This is a genomic window from Tateyamaria sp. GN1-10, assembly GCF_055693845.1.
The window spans coordinates 31987-52871 of sequence record NZ_JBVFUR010000006.1; the positions used below are offsets into that span (position 1 = coordinate 31987).

Consider the following 20885-nt stretch of genomic DNA (forward strand, 5'->3'; position numbering starts at 1 on the left):
GCAATGGCGTCGGATCCGTCGTCTGTTTTTGCAGCACACCGTCAGGAAAAAGCAAAAAGTGCGCAGATTTCCTTATGGGACCGCAATGGTTTGCGGTTAACAGCGCAGCGAAGATAACTAAGGCTCGACATGGCAAACTGGCTAACGCAAATCCTGTCACGACCGGACTCCGCCGACCGGTGGTCCGGATCGCAAATGTCGATTTTCGACGTAACCGGTTCCGAGCGTGGCTTTGTGGACCTGATCGCAGCAGAAAAGGGTCGATTGATCGTTGCGGGTTGGGTTCAAGCCGCACAGGTCGAATTGGTTCTGGCCGATCAGAGAGCCGCATTCATTCCAAACATGCCGCGACCGGACGTCGCCGCTATCAAAGGCATCGATTCAAGGGTCGGTTTTGATGTCCGCGTCCGTGCCTCTTCGCAAATCCTTGCCGATTGCGAGCCGCCAGGCCTAACCTTTGTTCCATTAGACGGCGCACACTCTATACCGCCCTTGTCCCTGCAACTCGTGCGGGGCTGACGTCGGCTGCGCCTTAAACCTTGCAACTCGGAGTAGGGCGTGCTGAGTGTATTTTGCATTTCGCTCCGGATGGTATTGCGTGTCCAAGACTTTTTCTTCAGCCGCTCGCGGGCGTCCACTCGCGTCATCGGTGCCCAGACACGCAAGCGGAGCGTTTGAATGCTGCGTAGACTGTCAGCTTTACACAATCGCTATGCCGCTGCTCGGCTGGTCTTGAAAGGGCACTCCAGTCCCATTGTGGACGCGACAGGTGCCGAAGTCGGATACATCGACGAAATCGAGGTAATCGAAGGCAGGCTTCGGGTTGCAGGATGGGTACGGGCAACCAAAGTCACACTCGTTCTGGCCGATTCAGAAACCAATATGGTCCCGCGTTTGCGCCGCGAGGATGTGGCACAAGCCCGCGATTTTCCAGCAGAGACGGGCTTTGATCTTTCCATGCCCTGCACACCCGAAATGTTGCTCGGCAGCGATGCGCCGGGACTGGTCTGCGAGGCTTTGGTCGGACATGACGACATCCCCGCCCTGTCTCTGAAAGTGCCTTGGAACAGCTCAAGGCGTTTGGGCATGATACTGCGCTTCGGGCGGGACATGGCAATTGCGTCACCAGCCATCCTGGGATGGTATACAACCCGCAATCCAATCTACCGCGCACGGGTCAAGGACCGGCTCGGGCTGAACATGATCGCCGCCGCCGAAGAACTGGTGCCAGAGCTGTTCGACGGCCCGCCATCCGCCCAAACCGAGGTGCCGGACTGTCGCATCACCATCGTGCTGCCGGTCTATAACGCTTTTGATTTGTTGTCGGATGTGCTTGCCCGGATCACGGGCCACACCGACCTGCCCTGGCGCTTGATCATGATCGAGGATGGTTCGACAGACGATCGTGTCCTTCCGTTCCTGCGTGACTGGGTGGCAACGCACGCGGACCGTCACGACATCATTCTGGTCGAAAACCCCGAAAACCGTGGGTTTATCCGGTCCGTCAACGATGGGCTCGCACGAGCCATGGGACACCCTGGCCCCGATGAAGGACCGGTGGTTCTGCTCAATTCCGATGCATTTCTGCCGAAAAACTGGGCCGGCCGCCTGGTCCGGCCTCTGCTGGCAGACACCAGCATCGCCAGCACAACACCCATGTCCAATGATGCCGAGATTTTCTCGGCCCCTGTGATCTGCGCAAAAACCGACCTCGCGCCCGGCCTCGCGGACCGCATCGACGAACAGGCCCGCCAATTCAACCCGGATTGCTTGCAGCTCGATGTACCAACTGGCGTGGGTTTCTGTATGGGCATGGGCCGTGACTGGCTGGAACGGGAACCCCAACTCGACACGGTTTTCGGGCGCGGCTACGGGGAAGAAGTAGACTGGTGCCAAAAGATCCGCGCGCGGGGCGGGCGGCATGTGGCTGTGCCGAACCTGTATGTTGAACACCGCGGCGGCGAAAGCTTCGGCTCAGACACAAAGCTGGCCCTGATTGCACGCAACAACGACATCGTTTCCAAACGCTACCCGAATTATGACGGCGAAGTGCAGCGCTATATAGGGGCCGACCCGCTGGGTACGGCACGGCTTGCGCTGGGGCTGGCATGGGCTGGCAGTCTCGAACTGGATCAGGCGATCCCGGTCTACCTGGCACACACCTTGGGCGGCGGCGCACAGGTCTGGCTAGAAGCGCGTGTGGCTGAAACGGTGGCGAATGGTGTGCCTGTGGTTTTGCTCCGCGTCGGCGGTACACGGCACTGGCAGATTGAATTGCACGCACCGCGCGGCATCACGCGCGGCAGCACCGATGACACCGATCTGATGCACGACCTGCTTGCACGCCTGCCACGCCGCAACGTGATCTATTCCTGCGGGGTCGGCACCCCTGACCCCGCCGGTTTGCCGACCGAGCTGGTGGCGTTGGCCCAAAACGACGACGACAGGGTCGAGATCCTGTTTCACGATTTCTTCCCGCTATCGCCGTCTTACACGTTGCTTGATGCCGACGGTGTCTATCGCGGGCCACCGGACGACGCGCGCGCCGATACCGCGCACCAGGCCTGGGGTGTTGACGGCCACCGTGTCCCACTCGCCGACTGGCAAGCGGCGTGGAAAAGGCTGGCGGATCGGGCCGCAGCCCTGCATGTCTTTTCCGAAGACAGTGGCAATCAGGTGCGTGCCGTCTGGCCCGACCTGTCCGACCGGATCGTGGTGTCGCCGCACCCCCTGCCCTACACGCCACCACAGCTGCCCAAACCAAAGGCCAACGCGCCACCGGTCTTGGCGGTGCTTGGAAACATCGGCCTGCAAAAGGGGGCCGCCGTCCTGCAGGAATTGGCCTCCATGCTCAACACCGGTGCATCAACAGCACAGGCGACAACACCGCGCTTGGTTCTAATTGGCAATATTGATCCGGCATACGCCTTGCCAGCACATGTGCGGGTGCACGGCAGCTACCTGCCTTCGGATATTCCCGACCTTGTCCGGCAATATGGCGTCACACACTGGTTGATCCCGTCAATCTGGCCCGAGACATTCTCGTACACAACCCACGAGACACTTGCGACCGGTTTGCCCGTGCTTGCATTCGATATTGGCGCCCAGGGCGAAGCGGTGCGCCGTGCGCAAAACGGTGTAACAGTGCCGCTCCCTCCCCTGCCCCGGACCAAGACGAACATATCCTCCCGGACGCGCAATCCGGCTGGCTTTGCGGCGCAGAACGTGATTGAAACGCTGGATGCCCACCGCGCCCAGACCGCGGAGCGCTCGGACCTTGTGTCCGACTAAACCAGGCCCCGCCACGAGGACGAAAATGACACCGGTGAATGTACAGATCGAAACGCTTCGGGCGCGCGGGATCGAAGTATTGCCAAGGGGAAACGGACCAAGCGTCACCCTGCCCCGCCACACGGTACTCGAAGCACCGGGCAGCCTGAAATGGACCCAATACGAGCATTCGATCGAACTGGGGGCCTTCTCCTATCAGGTGTCGGGCTACTGCTTTGCCGCACGCATCGGGCGCTATTGTTCCTTTGGCGAAAACGTACAGATCGGGCGCCAGAACCACCCCTTGACTTGGATTTCGACGTCGCCCGCTTTCTACCTGGGGGATCGGCTCTTTGATCTTGGGCACGATTTTGCAGATTCCGAAGACTATCACGATTACGAGTTTGAGACGAAAACGGCCGCAACCCGCGCCCAGATCACAACCATCGGCAACGATGTATGGATCGGCCACGGTGCGTATATCGCAGCCGGGGTGACCATTGGCGACGGCGCAATCGTCGCTGCCCACTCGGTCGTGACCAAGGACGTTCCCCCTTACACCATGGTGGCGGGCAACCCGGCCGTCATCAAGAAACTGCGGGTGCCGCCGCAATTCATCTCTCCGCTTCTGCGGTTGAAATGGTGGCGCTACGCACCTTGGCAGATGACGCATCTCGACCCCTCGAACATGCAGGACTTTGTTCAAGGTCTTCACAGGATGGGCAACACGCCCGATTTCCAACCCGAGGTGATCGACCTGCGCAAAGAAGACGAGGTTGCGGTGAAATGACCAAGGCGGGCACAGCCACGACTCCAATCGTTTTTCTGCACATCCCAAAAACCGCGGGACAGACCATCCACTTCGAACTGGCCCGCATCGTCGGCGAAGAGGCGGTGTCGCCCATCCGTGTGCACACGCAGGCAGAAAAGGGCGCGGCGCAAATGCCGCCCGGATACAGTCTCTATTCCGGGCATGTCGACTGGGACGCCATCGACACCCTGCCCCCGGATCGCTTTGTGTTCACCGTGCTGCGCGATCCGCTGGAACGGATTGCGTCCTTTTACTTCTACCTGCTGCGCAAGGCCGAAGCCGCCAGCCCCGAAGAACGCGCCCTGCCCGAGCGCAAGGGAATGCGCATGATCACGGGCCAGTCGGCAGATGACTACTTTTTCGGGGGCGATCCTGCGTGGCAACGGTTCATTCAGGATCACTACAACAACCTCTATTGTAGCTACCTCGTGACGCAAAAGATGCGCGGCAGACGGTTCGTGGCGGACAAAGAAAGATACCGACCTCGTGCGCGAGGCGGCGGCAGCGGCGCGCGGGCTTGATGGCCTGTACGGTGTCGACAACCTTGGCGCTCTTGAACAGGACATTCTTGAAAGAACGGGGCAGGAGATCACGGTCGCCGGTCGCTACGTGAATGCCGGGCCGGACGCCGGGCCGGACGCGCAGCCTGACCTGCGTTGGCCCAAACTCGCCGCCCGGTTGGAACAGGATCAGAGCCTGCAGAAGTTATTGGATTTCGCGCGGCTCGACCAGCAGTTGATGATTGAACTGGGACTGGCCAGCGACGCGCCGGTCTAAAGCCGTCCGGTCAACGCCAGCATCCGCAGAACCCGGTCCCCACCCGCCGATTGGCGGTACAATCCCAATTCGCGCAGCGCGCGCAAGCGCACCCGACCGCGCGGCTCGGCCCGCATCTCGACCATGCCTTTGACCAGAGCGCGCGCGTCCGATGTCAGGGCGGGTTCGCACTGTGCCAGGGCCGCAAGGTTGCAATCAATCCAACCCGCGAACTCCCGCCCGGCCAAAATGCGCAACCGCACCATGCGCTCACTCCAGCTGCGGTTGTGACCCAGCACGTTCTCCCCGTGCAGGCGGTAGTACAGACCCGGCTCCGGATCGAGCACCACACGCCCCCCTGCCCCGGCAATCAGGTTGTAAATCCACCAGTCGTGAAACGGCACTTTGGACGCCAACGCCGCCTGCGTGTGATCCACGACCAAAGCAGCCGCCGCGGGGTTCATAACAAGCGCATGACCGCTCAGCACATTCTGCACCAACGCATTGGCAAATCCGGGTTCCCGTCGGTGCAGGGATGAGGTCCTCAACGGCGTCAAATCGGGCGCCGTATGGATCGACCGGCTTGAATAACCGGCGGCCGTGTCGCCCGGCCCGATCTGGGACACGGCACGTTCCAACTTGGTTGGCATCCACACATCGTCCTGATCGGCAAAAGCCAGCCAATCTGCATCACGCCAGGCCGCCGCCGCCTGCGTCAGGAAGTTTGCGGCGCTCCCCTGACAGGGCCCTGACACAAGCGTGACATCTCGATCCGGGTGCGCAGCAGCAAATGCGCGGATTTGCGCGCAGGTATCATCGTCTGACCCGTCGTCCCCCACAAACAGGGACCAGTTCTTGTGCGTCTGATCCACGATCGATTGCAGCTGCTGCGACAGATAGGCCGCACCGTTCCGGGTCGCCATGACGATCCTGACATGTTCCGGTGTCCGTGGGGCCGTTTTTCTGGCCGAAACTGCAGAACTCTGTGACATCCGCGCCTTCTCAATAGCTGGTCGTGGGACCGGCGCACCAAGGCAACCGGCTGGTCATTGTACATGATTTCATGTAGCGTCATGTTTATGCAGTTTCATGCTGTATATTCAACTAATTGGCAGGCGAAATTGGTGGCGGACTCCTCCAAATACCCGGCATCCACGCCCCAAGATTCCACAGACAGCGATGCGCCGGCATTTTCCAGCGCACGGCCGCGCGTGCTGCGGACCGGACCAAATGCGGCGGTTGCCGAAACGGCAGAACCAGCCGGACACGAAGCGGACGACATGACCATCTCTCAGCAAACCGAATCCGTCGATCAATATTCAGACGCGAACAGTTCCGACAGTGACGAGGCCGCAGCCCGCCTGGACGAAATCAAGCGCGAACGCCTCGACATGGCCCGCCGCAAAGAAGAGCTGAAGGCGATCAAGATGCGCCGGGATCTCGAACAGCTCGAAGCGCTTGTAGAAAATCCCGCCGAACAGGTTGCGCAGGAACAACCTGCCGCCGTGACCCCGCCCGTCGTCGCCCCTCAGATACCCAGCGCGCCGCCCGCCCGCACGCGCAGCCGCCACTGGGTGGCCCTGATCAGCTTCCTTGTGATGGTCGTGGTGCCGGTGATTGTGTCCTTTTGGTACCTCACCGAACGCGCCGCACCCCGCTACGCGTCGATGTCCAGGGTTTTCCGTGCGCAACGAAGAGGTGGGCTCTGCTGTCGACCTGCTTGGCGCGGTCACCCAAATCTCGGGATCGTCCTCATCCGATCCCGACATCCTGTATCAGTTCATCCAAAGCCAGGAACTCGTCGCACGTGCGGATGCCGCGCTGAACCTGCGTGCACTCTGGGCCAAGGGCGACCCGGATCATGACCCCGTGTTTGCCTATCACCCACCCGGCACGATCGAAGATCTCGTGACCTATTGGGAAAGGATGGTCGGGGTCTATTCCGACAGCGGCACCGGCCTGATCGATGTCGAGGTGCAGGCCTTTAGCCCGGAAGACGCCCGGCGGATCAACCAGTTCATCTATGACGAAAGCTCGGAGATGATTAACCGGCTGTCCGCCATCGCACGCGAAGACGCCACCCGCTACGCACGAGACGAACTTGAGACAACGGTCGAACAGGTCAAGGTCGCGCGCCAGGCATTGACGCGCTTCCGCAACGAGACACAGATCGTCGATCCCGAAGCCAGCATTCAAAGCCAGATGGGTATCCTGTCGTCCCTGCAGGCCCAACTTGCCGAAACGCTGATTGATCTGGATATTCTGCTGCAAACCTCATCGCGGCAGGACGACCCGCGCATCATCCAGACTCGACGCCGGATCGAAGTCATCGAAGTGCGCATTAACGAAGAACAGCAGAAACTGGGGCTTGGTGATTCAGGTGGCGCCACAGACGAAGACGCGTTCGCCAACCTCGTCGGAGAGTATGAGCGGCTTCTGGTGGATCGGGAATTTGCCGAACAATCCTTTGCCGCGTCCCGGACAGCCTATGACGCGGCTGTCGCGGAAGCCCGCCGTCAGACCCGCTACCTGGCCGCCCATGTTCAGCCGACGCTGGCGGAATCTGCGAAGTACCCGCAAGTCTATCAGGCGCTCGGCCTGGTGGGACTGTTTTCATTCTTGCTCTGGGCCATCCTGGCGCTGTCGGCTTATGCGCTTCGGGATCGGCGCTGACGGGCCGCGATGCGATGATCGTTCTACGCAACCTGACCAAGACGTTCTACATGAACGGCACCCGCAAGACGGTGGCCGACAACGTGAACGTAACCTTTCCCAGCGGTGTCGCCGTGGGGTTGTTGGGCCGCAACGGCGCGGGCAAATCAACCCTGCTCAAAATTATCGCGGGCACAGCGACGCCGACATGGGGTGAGGTGCTGAGCAACGGCAGCATCTCGTTCCCGGTTGGGCTGGCGACATCAATGCACCCTGACATGAGTGGCGCACAGAACACGCGGTTCGTCGCGCGGATCTATGGAGTGGAGACAGACGCCTTGACCGACTTTGTGCGGGGCTTCGCAGAACTGGGCCAGCATTTTCACCTGCCGGTGCGGTCCTATTCCTCGGGGATGAAGGCGCGGCTGTCTTTCGGCATCAACATGGGCCTCAAATTCGACACGTACCTGATCGACGAGGTGACGGCGGTTGGCGATGCTGCATTCCGCGCAAAAAGCGAGGCCGTGTTTCAGGACCGGTTGCGCACCTCCGGCGCGATCTTTGTCAGCCATGCGATGGGGTCGATGCGCCGCATCTGCCAGGCAGGCGCGGTCCTGGAAGACGGGCACCTGACCTACTACGACAACATCAATGATGCGATAGAGCACCATCAATACAACATGCAGACCAGTGGAGAAGATGATGACTGACACTCCGCAGCCCCCGTACTGCAAAATGTGCACAAGACGTTGCCGCGCTTCGCCAGCCTGCGCACGATCACCGCACTCGTCCTGCGCGAGATGTCGACAACCTACGGCAGGTCACCCGGGGGGTACATTTGGGCCGTGCTTGAACCCGCCTTGGGCCTCGCATTGCTCGTTGCGCTGTTCTCGACCGGGCTGCGCACCCCGCCATTGGGAACAAATTTCGCGATCTTCTATGCGTCCGGTCTTATGCCCTTTTTCACGTTTTTGTATGTGACCAACAAGGTGGGGCAGTCCGTTAACTTCTCCAGACAGCTTCTCGCCTATCCGCGTGTCACCATCTTGGACGCTGTGCTTGCGCGGTTCATCCTGACGGTTCTGACGCAGTACCTGGTGTCCTACCTTCTGATCGCAGCGATCCTTGGCACGATGGAAACCCGCACCGTGCTGGTGTTGCCTGCACTCCTGTCGGCCTTCGCCATGGCAGGGGCATTGGGGCTGGGCATCGGCATTCTGAACGCCGTGCTGGTTGCGTACTACCCCGTCTGGCAAATGGCTTGGGCGGTTATGACCCGACCTCTGATCCTGATCTCAGGCGTCATCTTTTTGCACGACCGCATTCCGCAGCCCTATCGCGACTGGCTCTGGTGGAACCCCCTGGTGCACGTGACCGGACGAAGCCGAACGGGGCTCTACTATTCGTATCGGGGCGAATACGTGAGCGAAATCTACGTGTATGCCGTGGCATTGATCTGCGGCACAATTGGCCTGCTATTCCTGCGCCGGTACTACCGAGACAGTATGGAGCGGTAGGGCGCGTTGGCCGAAACCCGCCGGTACCGTCTGCTTTTCGACGACAATCGGCGGTTGAATTTCACAAAACTGCCTCATAAATGCCCGCAAATTAACCGCTTTTTTTGCGTTTAGATTGAATCCGCGAACTTGCGCCAATGCATTTCCGTGACCTAGTGTCACCACACGAATTAATATAACTCAATTCAACGAAAACGGGCAAAGCGCAACAGAACGCACGGGCCCGTACATACACTGAGGGAATACGAGATGACCACCTTCACACTCAATGGGACCAATTCAAGCTTCTTCGGCGACGCGTTCTTTTCGGACACTGGCGAAGTAGAAGTTGATATCGTATCGGCCGAAAGCACAACCGTTGTTCTGTTCAATCCCCAAACCGGTATCACCACAACGATTGTAGGCACCGGCTTTGCCTTTGGCGGCCCTCCCGGCGAAGAACAGCCAATTGCGGGCACCGTCAACAGCATGACGATGAGAAGCGCGGACAACACCGTTCTCGAAGGATCCCTGACAGGCGTGAGCTGGGATTTTGTCGAGCTGTCTGCCGCCCTGGACGCCACAAGCTCGGATAACCTCCAACCCATCGCCGCCCTCTTGAACGGCGACGGGCCAATTACCTTCGACGCAAGCTCGGCCGGAACCGGCCTGAACATGTTCGACCTGCTGGACCCGGCTTTCGCCAACCTGATCACTCAGCCAGTCACAATCAACGGCTCTGGCTTCTATGATCAACTGTTTGGCGGCCGGGGCAACGACACCATCGTCGTCGGCGGTGACAACGGCAATGACAACGGCGGCGACATCGAAGGCACCCTTGGCAACGACACGATCAACTTCTCCAACAGCACGCCCACCACATTCCAGTGGCTGGACTACGAGGACTTCGTGGACGGTGCCGTCACGTTCAACATCAACGCCGCAACCAACACCGGATCGATCACCGGGACTGGGTTCAGCGACACGTTGCTTGACGTCAACGCCATAATGAGCGCTTTCGGGCTCGGCCTTGAGGGTGGCGAAGGCAACGACACATTTAACATCACCGGTGGCGACGACACGTGGTTCAACCTGCGGGGCAACGAAGGCAACGACACCTACAACATCAACCTCGGAGACGGTAACGGACGGATCAGCTTCAATGGCGGATCGGTTGGCGACCCGCTGGCTGGTCTGGTTATGGACCTGTCCACCGGCATCGTCAGCAATGACGGGTTCGGCGGGCAAGACACAATCTCGGTGACGGGCAACGGACGCCTGGAGATCCGCGCCACGGACAACAATGACAGCATCATGGGCTCGGATCGGAATGAAAGCTTCATCACCGAACAGGGCAACGACACGGTCGACGGCGGCGGCGGCACCGACCGGGTGCGCTATGACCGCTCGGGCGTGGATGCGGTCAATGTCGATCTTGAGGCGGGAACCGCAACGGGCACATGGGACGGCTTCGCATTCACCGACACGCTGACCTCGATTGAATATGTCCGCGGCTCGCGTGAGGGCGATGACACTCTGCGGGGCTCACTCGGGGATGACATCTTCGAAGGGCGCGGCGGCAACGACCTCATCGAAGGGCGCGACGGCAACGACGACCTGTTCGGGGACGACGGCAACGACACGCTGCGCGGCGGCGCGGGCGACGACTTCCTCGCTGGCGATGCAGGCAATGACTCCATCGACGGCGGCGATGGGCAGGACAGCCTGGAAGTTGGCGACGATAGCACCAATGTGACGCTGCTCGCACTGGACAACGAAACCATCCAGATCACGTCGGCCGCAGGCATCGACACGATCAGTGGTGTCGAAACATTCTTTTTCGAGGATACCACGCTCAGCCTCGCTGACCTGGCCGCCCAGCTGGGGATCAGCGGGGACACGGTTGCCGGCTCCGGCGCGTCTTCGAACATCGACGGAAGCCTCGCCGCTGACACGATTTCGGGCGGCGCCGGCGATGACACCGTGAATGCGGGTGCTGGTGCAGACAGCCTGAATGGCGGGATCGGCGCAGATGAGCTGAATGGCGGATCGGGCAATGACACGCTGCTGGGTCTCAACGGGTTCGACAACCTGAACGGCGAAGATGGCGATGACAGCCTGAACTCCGGCTTCGGCAACGACACGCTGGATGGCGGCGCGGGCAACGACACGCTCAATGGCGGCCTGGGCTTTGACAGCCTGCAAGGCGGGGCTGGCAATGACACGTTGCTGGGTCTGAATGGCCGCGACACGCTCGAAGGCGGCGACGGCGACGACTCGCTCAACGGCGGCAATGGCAACGATGTCCTCGATGGCGGAACAGGTAACGACACGCTCAGCGGCGGTCTGGGCTTTGACACCCTGACAGGCGGCGACGGCGATGACCTGCTGCGCGGGCTCAATGGCTTTGACAGCCTGCAGGGCGGAAGCGGCAACGACAACCTCGAAGGCAACTCCGGCAACGACACGCTGGACGGCGGTGCGGGCGATGATCTGCTCCGCGGCGGCCAGGGGCTGACCTGTTTGTCTTCAACGGCGGCGACGACGTCATCCGCGACTACTCGCTGATCGTCGATGCGCTCGAGATCGAAGCCTCGCTTCTGGACGAAGGGATGCCCGTGGGCAGCGATCTTGCCAACTACTCCAGCGTCGTGGACGGAAACCTGGTGCTCGACTTCGGGGGTGGCAACAGCCTGACCTTCAACAACGTCACCAACGTCACCTTCCTGTTCGACGATGTGACCTTTGTCTAACGACGGCTTTCCAATGAGCTAAGCCATTGTAATAAAACAAAATCCGGGCGCGGTTGCACAAAGCGACCGCGCCCTTTTTGCATCCGCATTGGCATCAAACCGCGGTCGGGCCCCACCAGTCAAAAACCCCTCTGGCGTGCACCGCTGCGCCACCTTAACATCTGCGCGACAAGCCGACAGGCAACAGTGCATTGTGCAAAGGAACGAACATGACGACCCCCGATTTTCTACAAGTACCTTTTGAAGAGTTGGACGGGGAAGGCCGCCGCCAGATCGCAGAACACTTCCAGCACGCCGCCTACCCGCGCGGTTTCAAATGGCACTGGAAAGGCACGCACCACAACCGCATCGCACTGGTGAACTACGTATTGCGCAAACTGCCGATGGACTGTGCTTATCTCGAGGTGGGCTGCGGATCGAACGACCTGTTTGACGCCCTGCCCGTCAGTGACAAGACCGGCGTGGACCCGGTCAAGGGCGGCACCGTCCGCATGACCTCGGACGACTTTTTCGCAACGAACACCAAGCAGTTTGATTTCGTCTGGATCGACGGGCTGCACGAATACACCCAGGTCCACCGCGACGTGGCGAATGCGCTGGCCTGCCTCAAGCCGGGCGGCTGGATCGCCTTGCATGACCTTATGCCCGTGAACTGGAAACAGGAACACATGCCACGCATGAACCTCGGCTGGACGGGCGATGTCTGGAAAGTTGCCGTGGAGATCGCAGCCACGCGCGGTCTGCACTTCAAACTGATCCTGATCGACCACGGCGTTGGGCTGCTGCAAGCAGACGCGGATGCCGATCCGCTGGTTGATATGGAAGCCGAATTGCTGCCCCAACGCTTCGGCTGGCTCTACGAGAACGTCGACCGTCTGCCGCTGTGTGAATGGGGCGACGCGGTGACCTGGATCGACGCGCGAACCAGCTAAGTCGCAGGCCCCCTACCCTCTTTACGCCGCCCACCGGACAGCGACCTTTGGTGTGGGCGGTACCAATGCAGCGTCTGAGGCCCAGAAAACGGCCCTCAGACGCGCCTTTTGCCGCTATTGCCCCCTTCACCAGAATGACCAAGTTGGCTCTCTACAGGCTTAAAATCGGCCTCTCTGATGATGACAGGCGGTCAGCACCCCTAAAAGCAGACTTCGGCATCTACATCTCGGACAACAGAATGAAGAACATATAAAGAACATTTAACGTCTGCGAACACCTGATATCCTGGCAAAACAGTCTCTAACAGGGGCTTTTTGCTCTGCTCGCACGTGCAAACGAGTTCGAGTCGTCACAAGGCAAAGGGGTTTCGCACGCGAAACCCCCTGCCCCGGCTTCAAATCTCTTCAAGCAGATACTTGATCCGGTCCATGACCTGTTCGATCAGCTCTTCGTTCACATGCGGGCCGCGCAGCCGAATGGCAAAGCCATCTTCTGTCTGGACCCGCTCCATCGTGACTTTGTTGGCCAGCCGCACTGGCGCAGACCGCTCCACAACCTTGCGCGGCCGCCCTCCCCGGCTGGGGTCCGGGGCCATGCCCTCAATGGCTTCGATCAGCGGCTCCAGAACCGCCCATTCATCGTCGGCATTGCCGATGGCATGGCTCTCAAGCGCCTGCCGCATATTTTCGCTTTGCCCCGCCCTCAGACCGGCTGCCACGCGCAGGCACTGCCGCTCGCTCAGATCGGGACCAAAGCGCAGCATGTCACCCAGCTCCTCGTGGACAAGGGCAAAGGATCGTATCTTGGATCGCTTCGCTTTCGAGGCCGAAGAAAACAGCGTTCCGACGGCTTCGTCCACCGAAGCAAAGACACCCTCATGCACGGCCACCGCAGCCGCCCTACCCCGCTCGTATTGGCTCAGCCCTGATCGGATTTCATTCTCCTCGATCATGGCGACAACAGCCGCGGCCAGACTGTCGGGCGACCGAACAAAGGCCGGGATCGTCTGGTGTCTCTGCCCGCCCGAAAGCTCGCTCAACTCTCGCACCGCGGCCAGTCGGCGGAAGCCTGAAATCAGGGCATACTTGCCCGCCCCTTCCGGGTTCGACGGCTCAAACACTTCGATGGGCAAACGCAAGCCATGATCCGCAATGGACCGGCGCAGCTCCGCCATGTCCTCTTCGTTCAGCCCCACCCGGTCCCGGCTTAAGGCATCGGCGCGTATCTCTTCGATGGGCAATTCGACCGCCACCAGCCCCCGCGCCTTGGCATCCTTGAACGCCTCGATTTCTGCTGCGGTACGGGCCTGATCCTCGCGATCTGCCAGAGACCGTGGATCGGCGTGCAGAGCTGCATCCGCAGCGACATCCGCAATCGGTGCACGGCGCGTCGAGCCCGGGGTTTCGCGCGCGAAACCTTCCTCGATTTCCTTCAGCGCCTCGGCTGAGGGCACCTCCAACTGTCTGCGCTTAGCCATTGGCCACCTCCTGTTCAGCCGCCTTCCGCTCTTGATCGTCGCGCCACCAAGACCCCAGCAGGATTTCCTTGAACTCAGCATAGGTCCGGTCAAATGTCTCGCGCCCACGGACATATGTGGTGCGGTTGAAATCGCGGTAATCCGCCTCGTAAATCCCGCTCACACTCTCACCCGCCTGGCCGACCATGGATGTATATTCCTGCCGGTAAGCGTTGGTCATGTCGCCGAAATACGCCTGAATAACGTTGGCCAGATCGGTCTGTTGGCTGGCGTCAAACCGGGTGATGATCGCCCGCACCACATCCCATTCAAACTTCATTTCCGGCAGTCCGGCCCGCCGTCTTGCGGCGTTCTCTCCATCCTCGATCGAGGCGAAGGTGGAGTAGAGCATGTCAAAGAAACGGCCCGTGGAATCGAACTCAAGGAACGAGGCACCAAGGGGCACCAGAATGATGTCCGCCGCCGCCAGTGCGTTGATCGTGAGGTAGCCAAGAGCAGGCGGCGTATCGAGTAGGATGACGTCGTACTCATCCAGCGCGCCGCCATCGTCGAGCGCGTTGTTGAGCGCATCCCAAAGCTGCCAGTTGCGCAGGTTCATCCGCCACACGGGGATCTGGAATTCCGCCCAGTACAGGTTCAGCTGTGCACCGATCAGATCGATATTCGGCCAGTGGGTTTTCTGGACCACGTTTCGCAGCGAAACCTCTAGTGCTTCGGTCAGGGTTTCGTCCAGAGGAAATTCGGGATCACCGGACGCGGCGCGCACCCGGTTTTCGGCTTGCAGTTGGGTGGCGTAATCACGGGCGAGGAGGGGGAAGACGGTCTGCCATTCATCCTCGACCGTGCCGCCCATGATCGAGGTCATGGAGCCCTGACTGTCCAGATCGACCACCAGCACCTTGTACCCATCCAGGGCCGCTGACATGGCCAGATGCGCGGCGGTACTTGTCTTGCCCACACCACCCTTGAAATTGGCGACAGCCACGACCTTGGCGGGCAGACCTTCGGGGCGATAGGGGCGGTATTCCTTAGTGCTGACCCCTTCGGACGCGAAATGGTCGCGCAGCGTCAGTATTTCTTCGAGGCTGAACCATTTGGCGCTGCCCTGACCCTCGCCCTGAGGCAGATCGGGATTCTTGTTCAGCACCCGCCGCAGATGGGCCGGAGCCACGGGGATCAGATAGCGGCAGACCTCCCAGGTCGAAAACTTGCGCAGCTTCTTGCGCCCATCAGGGGCATACCCACGCTTGGCCAGATCATCACGTCCGCGCCCGGCAAAGGCGGCAGCCTTGGCGAATCGGGCGGTGTCGACCGGATCGCTTAACTTGCCAGCGGCGGCCTGTGGGTCGAGATTGAAATACGGGGGGAGGGGGTGTCAGACTTTCGGTCCATGTACTGCTGCCTTGTCTAGATCATCTTTTTCGATGTTATCGGGCAAATCATCGCACATCTTGCGCAACAAGTGAATCGCAAAGAAGAGGGACATATTTTCGGCTGTGGGGAGGTTTCGCAGGCGAAACCCGTGTTTCCATCACTGTATCATACTGAAAAAGAGACAGCATAAACTTGTTGATCTTTGATCTAGTTTGGAATCTTTGGTTCAGAAAATTACAACCAAAACAAATATTTAAATGCACTTCGGTGCCACTATGCAGGACAAAGGGGACCCGGATACAGGATGATAGGGACCCATGTGCGGGACAAGGGGTGCCGATCTCGCAGGGGCAGGGGTGCCTGAATGCGGTGACCCTTGATTAGAGACGCTTTTTCTGGGGTGTTTGCGACTCGGATGGTCGAGTTATCCCCAGACTTACCCACTGTCCTCCCCTTGGGTACCCGTTTGCGGGACCGCGCCATCCCGTATTTGGGTCTCCGAAGAAAGATTGGGCGCGGGCACCTTTTTATGTCATAATGCAGAGCAATACCGCCGCAAGAGCGGGATTCGAGGCAATGAGAGCAGTGACCCATGCAAGCGCCTATACCCCATGACACCTTGACCGGTGCGCTGCGGCGGCAATCCGTCAAAAAGAACGTGGCGGCAATCCACGTGTCCGGCAAACTGACCCTGTTGCAGCGCAAGCTGAGCAACGTGTTGCTGCTGAATGCGTATGACGGGTTGGTCACCAAGACCAAGCACCAGATCGATGCGCGGACCCTGTGCATGATGGTCGGGTACAATTCGAACGACATGGAGACGCTGAAACAGTCTCTACGCAGCCTCGCAGAGACAACTGCAGAGTGGGATATGCTGGATGCGAATGGGCGGCAGGAATGGGGGGTTTCCGCGCTTTTGTCCTATGCCAAGTTGTCGGGGGGCGTGTGTGAATATGCTTATTCTCCAGCTTTGGCCGAGAAACTGCATGACCCAAAGGTCTTTGCCCTGATCAATCTGAACATCCAGCGCCGTTTTACCTCGGGCCATGCCCTGGCGCTGTATGAGAACTGTTATCGGTTCGTGCGCACCGGATCGACCGGCTGGTGGCCGCTGGATTTGTTTCGCCGCCTGATGGGCGTGGATGGCAGTGCCTATTACGAGAGTTTCAAGCATCTGAACGCCAAGGTCATCAAACCGGCGGTGGCCGAGGTCAACAAGACGTCGAACATCATGATCACGCCGGAACTGCACAAGATGGGGCGGCAGGTGTCTGAGATACGGTTCCTGATCAAGGAGAACCCGCAGCTTGCCATGTTGGACATCGACGATGGGGCAGGGGTGCGGCAGGGGCCGGTCTATGCCGCGTTGATTGACCTGGGCGTGAGTGACCGGTTGGCCCGCCAGTGGATTTCGGAACACGGCGAAGATTATGTGTCGGAGAAGATCGCGTATCTGAAGGGCAGGGGGGCCGTTGAGAGCCCGGTCCGCTATTTGAGTGCGGCCTTGCGCGATGACTATTCCGCGCCAATGCCCCCCGAGCCCAGTGCAGAGGCTGTGGCGGCGGCAGAGGCCCGGGATGTCGCGTTGTCCGAAAAGACCGAAGCCGAGACCCGCAGAGAGGCCGAGGTGGCACAGGAGCGGCGCGTGCGTGCTGCAACAATGGCCCGCGTGCAGGAGTTGGTGGCCGGGCGGACGCCGACGCAACGGGATGCGGATCGGCGGCTGTTTCTGAGTTGGCTGGAGGACGATTTGATGCGCAGTGAGTTTGCACGTCTTGGCTGGGCGTCAGCCCTGTGCGCCCCGCGGATGGTGGAGTTCTGGGAGGATTTGGTGCCCGGAGCCTTTGAGGATCTGGGCGCCTGATCTAAGGCCGGGAACGCGGTTTAGCTGTCCAGTCCGCATATGCGTCGATCTTCGGCTGACAGGTGATCTCCCAACTGCTCGGCCATGTCTTGAAGCAGCGGCCCGTAGCGCTTCCATTTGGCGACGGAGGTCGAATAGATCGGCTCGCGCACCTGGCTGACCGACGCAGTGTTGACTGCGCGGGTGGATTTGGTGTGGTCGAGCATGTCGTCTTCGAAGGGCAGGCCGACAAAATCCATGATGTCACGCATTTGTCCTTCGGGATCGGCCACAACCTGTTCGTAGTTCACGAAGCGGATCTGGTTGGGCAGGGTGGCGACCTGGTGCAGTGCTGTTTTGTCGAACTCTTTGTAAACATTCACCAAAGTTTCGATGCTGGTCGAGGCTGGCTGGTTCGGGCCGAAGTTCTGCATGAAGTTCGACAGCAGGTTGTCCATGGGGTGCCTGCGCATGATCAGCACCTTGGCGCGGGGGAGGGCGAGGGCCAGAACCCCGGCGTAAAGGTAGTTGTTTGGCATCTTGTCGGACACGTATTCCGACCGCAGCCCTTCGTTGTGCAGGAAGGTCTGGTAGTGCTCGGCAAAGGTGGTGAGCATGTCATCGGTCACTGAGCTGTCGGGCGCTTCCTCTTCAAGCACCTTGAGCAGATCGGGGCTTTGCTGAAAGGCGTAGCCTGCGGCCCGCAATTCACCCCCGCCTGTACCTTGCTGTGGCGCGAGAACATCTGGTCCATGAGCGTGGTGCCTGACCGTGGCATGCCGCAAATGATGATGGGTGCGACGTCGTGCAGGCCCGCGCCCCGATGCTTCTCCACAAAGGCGGGCGTGACCAGTGATCTCATCCGTTCTTCGCGTTTTGTATGATTTTCCTGATTGAAGGGGTGCTGCTCGGCCGTGATCGCGTTGCCTTTGCGGTAGTTATCCATGGCCGTTTTTTCGTCGCCCATGTCGTCGGCTGCCTTGCCCATCGCAAAATGCAGATCGGCGCGCAGCTGATCCGGCATATCGTCGAGCTTGTCGGCAAACCGCATCAGGAGCTTGTATTCGGGGCTGTCAGCCGTGGTCGTGCGGAGGTTGATCAACCGGGCCAATGCGGGCACGCCGGTGCCGGGGCGGTTCGCAACCTTCAAAAAGGCATCCGCGGCGTCATCCATGCGACCGAGGGCCGCCAGCGTGTTGCCGAGGTGAAACCATGGTTCTGCGGCGTCCGGCGCCAATTCGATGGCGCGGCGGGCGTGGTGTTCCGACGCCTCGTGCCGTTCCGCCCGGAACAAGGCAAGTGCGAGGTTGACATGTGCAGCCACCGATTGCGGGTCGATGGCCAGTGCCCGGAACAGGGGTTCGATGGCGCGTGGGAAGCGGCGGGTGCGGATAAAGGCCTGTGCGAGATTGAGCTGCACATCCAGCATGTCCCCATTCAGCGCGGCGGCGCGCGTCAGCGCCTTGATCGCCTCGTCATAGCGTTTCTTGACAACTAGGGCCGCGCCCAGGTTTGCATGTCCAAGCGCGAGGTTCGGCGACATTTCGACGGCGGCCTGGAATTTCGGGATCGCCTTGTCCACGTCACCGTTCTTGGCCAGGAAACTGGCGTAATCGATCAGGGCCCAGACGTTGTCCTTGTCGTTTTCCACCACCATTTCCAGGATGGCGAGGCCGCGGTCCTTGTGCCCTTCCAACAGCAGGTTCAGACCCTTCAGGTGCAGGATCTGCGGGTGATCGGGAAGCTCGGCCAGCAGGCCGTCGATGGCTTGCCCGGCGTCTTCAATGCGGCCAGCGTTCTGGTGTCGCTGGATGCGCGCGACCTCTTCGTTGACCTGCTTGAGTTTCTCCTGGTCGGAGGCGCGTGTTGACGAATTCATTTTTGGCTCATGTGCACTGGAAAACTGGGTTGTGCGCATACTGCGTCATGGCAACGCCACCAGCAACCCGGATAAAGAAAAGGGCCCGCAGATGCAGGCCCCTATCATTGAATTGAAGATGGTGATCAGGCGACTTTCGCGGCTGCCGTGTATCCCAGCGCATCGGCCCGTTCTGCCAGCGCGTCGACCACATGCTGCGGCACCATGCGGCGCGCGACGATGCGCGGCACCGACATTTCGCTGATGATCGGCGCATCCGCCTGTTCGTGGCCGTTGATGAACGCATCGCGGCCCACGGCATCGAGGTAGGTCTCGGATGCGGCGCCCTCGGCCAGCACCAGCTCATGCGACCCGGTGTCGATGTGGTAATAGGTGAACCCGTCCATCGGCATCTGCGCAACCTGATAGATCGAGCGACCGTTCACCAGCGCCGTGGCGTTGTAGAGGATGCCGTCGATGTCCATGGCGTGGTCGGGCGATACGAACAGATCGCGGGACGGGACGTTCGGGGCGATGGAGCCTGCGGTGAAGCAGATTGGGTTCGCCTTGGCCGGTGTCGCGGTTTTCGTGTCGATCGGCTGGATGCCGAGCCAGCGCACGGTGGTGGTGCCGCCATCTGCGGTCAGGATTTTGTCGCCCGGCTGCAGCGTTTCGACGGCCACGGGGCCTGTCGGTGTCGCGATGCCTGTGCCTGCGAGATAGCAGGTGATCGTGGCGGTCAGGCTGTTGATGGTCAGCTCCCCAAAACCGCCAAGGCCGGGTGTCGAATAGGAGAAACGGATTTCACTGAAGTTTTCTGTCGTGGCGAAACTCAGGGTCGAACCGGTGTTGAGCGAGTTGACAGTGAATGTCTGGTTCAGGGCCGTGTTGGTCTCGTGCACAAAGACAATGTCCCAACCCCCGTTGATTGATGTGCCCAGTTGCAGGGAAATGTTTCCGCCAGAGGCCCCGAAATTTGTGCCGGAGGTGTTTGCCGTACCGATATCCAGTACGTAGTCCCCGCCAATGGTGTTGGAATCGCCGATAAGGATCTGCTGTGCTCCTCCGCCATCTGCGAAAAGCTGTCCACCGCCGAAGTTGCTGCTTGTGCTGAGCGTGAACGGTACGGTGTCATCCGTGAAGTTGATTGACGCGCTTGAGCCGATGTCAAACGCGTTGCCTTCATCAAACTGGAATGTGGGCATCGATTGTTCCCCGAATTTATAGTCTCGTTGACAGAACCTCTAGGGTGCCCGGGTTAACCTGCCAATGATTAAACGGCAAAATCGCGCTTGGGTTGCTAAATTCCTGCAAAAAGTGGCAGTTAGGTCATGTTAACCGCTCTGATCCAAAGAAAAAGGACCGGCAAAGCCGATCCTTTCATCCGTGTTTTTGCCTTTGAGCCAGAAGCGATCAGGCGACTTTCGCGGCTGCCGTGTATCCCAGCGCATCGGCCCGTTCTGCCAGCGCGTCGACCACATGCTGCGGCACCATGCGGCGCGCGACGATGCGCGGCACCGACATTTCGCTGATGATCGGCGCATCCGCCTGTTCGTGGCCGTTGATGAACGCATCGCGGCCCACGGCATCGAGGTAGGTCTCGGATGCGGCGCCCTCGGCCAGCACCAGCTCATGCGACCCGGTGTCGATGTGGTAATAGGT

General features: G+C 60.1%; 19 protein-coding genes and 1 pseudogene. 12 read left to right on the top strand and 8 right to left on the bottom strand.

The annotated features are described in order from the left end of the window. Nucleotides 1-129: 129 nt before the first annotated feature. The 5 genes from ACZ1HN_RS24160 to ACZ1HN_RS24180 all read left to right on the top strand — a co-directional run bounded on the left by ACZ1HN_RS24160 (nt 130) and on the right by ACZ1HN_RS24180 (nt 4858). A complete protein-coding gene (locus ACZ1HN_RS24160; RefSeq protein WP_299707589.1) occupies nt 130-519 on the top strand; it encodes a hypothetical protein in 390 nt (129 codons plus the stop codon). A gap of 159 nt (nt 520-678) precedes the next feature. Next, nucleotides 679-3291, top strand: a complete 2613-nt coding sequence (locus ACZ1HN_RS24165) for a glycosyltransferase (RefSeq protein ID WP_472729486.1) — start codon at nt 679-681, stop codon at nt 3289-3291. Nucleotides 3292-3316: 25 nt separating this feature from the next. Beyond that, complete coding sequence (locus ACZ1HN_RS24170; RefSeq protein WP_472729487.1) at nt 3317-4060, top strand: CatB-related O-acetyltransferase; 744 nt, start codon at nt 3317-3319, stop codon at nt 4058-4060. Next, nucleotides 4057-4602, top strand: coding sequence for a sulfotransferase family 2 domain-containing protein (locus ACZ1HN_RS24175; RefSeq protein ID WP_472729488.1), 546 nt, complete (start codon nt 4057-4059; stop codon nt 4600-4602). Before ACZ1HN_RS24170 ends, ACZ1HN_RS24175 begins: the two co-directional genes overlap by 4 nt. Continuing rightward, the gene (locus ACZ1HN_RS24180) at nt 4568-4858 is read left to right on the top strand and encodes a hypothetical protein (protein WP_472729489.1); all 291 of its coding nucleotides are present in this window, start codon (nt 4568-4570) and stop codon (nt 4856-4858) included. The genes ACZ1HN_RS24175 and ACZ1HN_RS24180 overlap by 35 nt, the downstream gene beginning before the upstream one ends. Here ACZ1HN_RS24180 and ACZ1HN_RS24185 read toward each other — a convergent pair. Both ACZ1HN_RS24185 and ACZ1HN_RS24190 read right to left on the bottom strand, forming a co-directional pair. Beyond that, entirely contained in the window at nt 4855-5829 is a 975-nt protein-coding gene (locus tag ACZ1HN_RS24185; protein ID WP_472729490.1) for a glycosyltransferase, read from the bottom strand. The genes ACZ1HN_RS24180 and ACZ1HN_RS24185 overlap by 4 nt on opposite strands. 327 nt (nt 5830-6156) lie before the next feature. Continuing rightward, on the bottom strand, nt 6157-6333 hold the full coding sequence (locus tag ACZ1HN_RS24190; protein WP_472729491.1) for a hypothetical protein: 177 nt from the start codon (nt 6331-6333) through the stop codon (nt 6157-6159). 187 nt (nt 6334-6520) lie between these two features. Here ACZ1HN_RS24190 and ACZ1HN_RS24195 point away from each other — a divergent pair, with 187 nt between their 5' ends. From ACZ1HN_RS24195 to ACZ1HN_RS24220, 6 genes are all read left to right on the top strand, one after another. Next, nucleotides 6521-7510 carry a KpsE/RkpR family capsule polysaccharide export protein gene (locus ACZ1HN_RS24195; RefSeq protein WP_472729492.1) on the top strand — a complete coding sequence of 330 codons (990 nt, stop codon included), beginning with the start codon at nt 6521-6523 and terminating at the stop codon, nt 7508-7510. 14 nt (nt 7511-7524) lie between these two features. Next, entirely contained in the window at nt 7525-8199 is a 675-nt protein-coding gene (locus ACZ1HN_RS24200; RefSeq protein ID WP_299211083.1) for an ABC transporter ATP-binding protein, read from the top strand. 27 nt (nt 8200-8226) lie between these two features. Next, nucleotides 8227-9006, top strand: a complete 780-nt coding sequence (locus ACZ1HN_RS24205) for an ABC transporter permease (RefSeq protein WP_472729493.1) — start codon at nt 8227-8229, stop codon at nt 9004-9006. A gap of 249 nt (nt 9007-9255) precedes the next feature. Next, a complete protein-coding gene (locus tag ACZ1HN_RS24210; protein WP_472729494.1) occupies nt 9256-11553 on the top strand; it encodes a calcium-binding protein in 2298 nt (765 codons plus the stop codon). Between the two features lie 50 nt (nt 11554-11603). Beyond that, on the top strand, nt 11604-11738 hold the full coding sequence (locus ACZ1HN_RS24215; protein WP_472729495.1) for a hypothetical protein: 135 nt from the start codon (nt 11604-11606) through the stop codon (nt 11736-11738). Nucleotides 11739-11947: 209 nt separating this feature from the next. Further along, on the top strand, nt 11948-12670 hold the full coding sequence (locus tag ACZ1HN_RS24220) for a class I SAM-dependent methyltransferase (RefSeq protein WP_472729496.1): 723 nt from the start codon (nt 11948-11950) through the stop codon (nt 12668-12670). Between the two features lie 395 nt (nt 12671-13065). Here ACZ1HN_RS24220 and ACZ1HN_RS24225 read toward each other — a convergent pair whose 3' ends face one another. Together ACZ1HN_RS24225 and ACZ1HN_RS24230 are read right to left on the bottom strand one after the other, a co-directional pair. Beyond that, nucleotides 13066-14148, bottom strand: a complete 1083-nt coding sequence (locus ACZ1HN_RS24225; protein ID WP_472729497.1) for a ParB/RepB/Spo0J family partition protein — start codon at nt 14146-14148, stop codon at nt 13066-13068. Then, entirely contained in the window at nt 14141-15319 is a 1179-nt protein-coding gene (locus ACZ1HN_RS24230; protein WP_472729498.1) for an AAA family ATPase, read from the bottom strand. Before ACZ1HN_RS24230 ends, ACZ1HN_RS24225 begins: the two co-directional genes overlap by 8 nt. A gap of 795 nt (nt 15320-16114) precedes the next feature. On the opposite strand from ACZ1HN_RS24230, the gene ACZ1HN_RS24235 reads away from it, so the two are divergent. Then, nucleotides 16115-17386: a replication initiation protein gene (locus ACZ1HN_RS24235; protein ID WP_472729499.1), complete on the top strand. Its 1272-nt coding sequence runs from the start codon at nt 16115-16117 to the stop codon at nt 17384-17386. A gap of 20 nt (nt 17387-17406) precedes the next feature. On the opposite strand, the gene ACZ1HN_RS24240 is transcribed toward ACZ1HN_RS24235, so the two are convergent. The 4 genes and pseudogenes from ACZ1HN_RS24240 to ACZ1HN_RS24255 all read right to left on the bottom strand — a co-directional run. Next, a complete protein-coding gene (locus tag ACZ1HN_RS24240) occupies nt 17407-17994 on the bottom strand; it encodes a sulfotransferase family protein (protein WP_472729500.1) in 588 nt (195 codons plus the stop codon). After that, nucleotides 17991-19244 (bottom strand): tetratricopeptide repeat protein, encoded by a 1254-nt coding sequence (locus ACZ1HN_RS24245; protein ID WP_472729501.1) that lies wholly within the window; start codon nt 19242-19244, stop codon nt 17991-17993. The genes ACZ1HN_RS24240 and ACZ1HN_RS24245 overlap by 4 nt, the downstream gene beginning before the upstream one ends. A 125-nt stretch (nt 19245-19369) precedes the next feature. After that, the gene (locus ACZ1HN_RS24250; protein ID WP_472729502.1) at nt 19370-20428 is read right to left on the bottom strand and encodes a Hint domain-containing protein; all 1059 of its coding nucleotides are present in this window, start codon (nt 20426-20428) and stop codon (nt 19370-19372) included. A gap of 208 nt (nt 20429-20636) precedes the next feature. After that, nucleotides 20637-20885, bottom strand: a pseudogene (locus ACZ1HN_RS24255) (hypothetical protein); the annotation flags it as partial.

Coding starts and splice junctions, on each gene's coding strand:
- ACZ1HN_RS24160 (WP_299707589.1), top strand. CDS start 130: ATGGCAAACTGGCTAACGCAAATCCTGTCACGACCGGACTCCGCCGAC.
- ACZ1HN_RS24165 (WP_472729486.1), top strand. CDS start 679: ATGCTGCGTAGACTGTCAGCTTTACACAATCGCTATGCCGCTGCTCGG.
- ACZ1HN_RS24170 (WP_472729487.1), top strand. CDS start 3,317: ATGACACCGGTGAATGTACAGATCGAAACGCTTCGGGCGCGCGGGATC.
- ACZ1HN_RS24175 (WP_472729488.1), top strand. CDS start 4,057: ATGACCAAGGCGGGCACAGCCACGACTCCAATCGTTTTTCTGCACATC.
- ACZ1HN_RS24185 (WP_472729490.1), bottom strand. CDS start 5,829: ATGTCACAGAGTTCTGCAGTTTCGGCCAGAAAAACGGCCCCACGGACA.
- ACZ1HN_RS24200 (WP_299211083.1), top strand. CDS start 7,525: ATGATCGTTCTACGCAACCTGACCAAGACGTTCTACATGAACGGCACC.
- ACZ1HN_RS24210 (WP_472729494.1), top strand. CDS start 9,256: ATGACCACCTTCACACTCAATGGGACCAATTCAAGCTTCTTCGGCGAC.
- ACZ1HN_RS24220 (WP_472729496.1), top strand. CDS start 11,948: ATGACGACCCCCGATTTTCTACAAGTACCTTTTGAAGAGTTGGACGGG.
- ACZ1HN_RS24225 (WP_472729497.1), bottom strand. CDS start 14,148: ATGGCTAAGCGCAGACAGTTGGAGGTGCCCTCAGCCGAGGCGCTGAAG.
- ACZ1HN_RS24235 (WP_472729499.1), top strand. CDS start 16,115: ATGCAAGCGCCTATACCCCATGACACCTTGACCGGTGCGCTGCGGCGG.
- ACZ1HN_RS24245 (WP_472729501.1), bottom strand. CDS start 19,244: ATGAATTCGTCAACACGCGCCTCCGACCAGGAGAAACTCAAGCAGGTC.
- ACZ1HN_RS24250 (WP_472729502.1), bottom strand. CDS start 20,428: ATGCCCACATTCCAGTTTGATGAAGGCAACGCGTTTGACATCGGCTCA.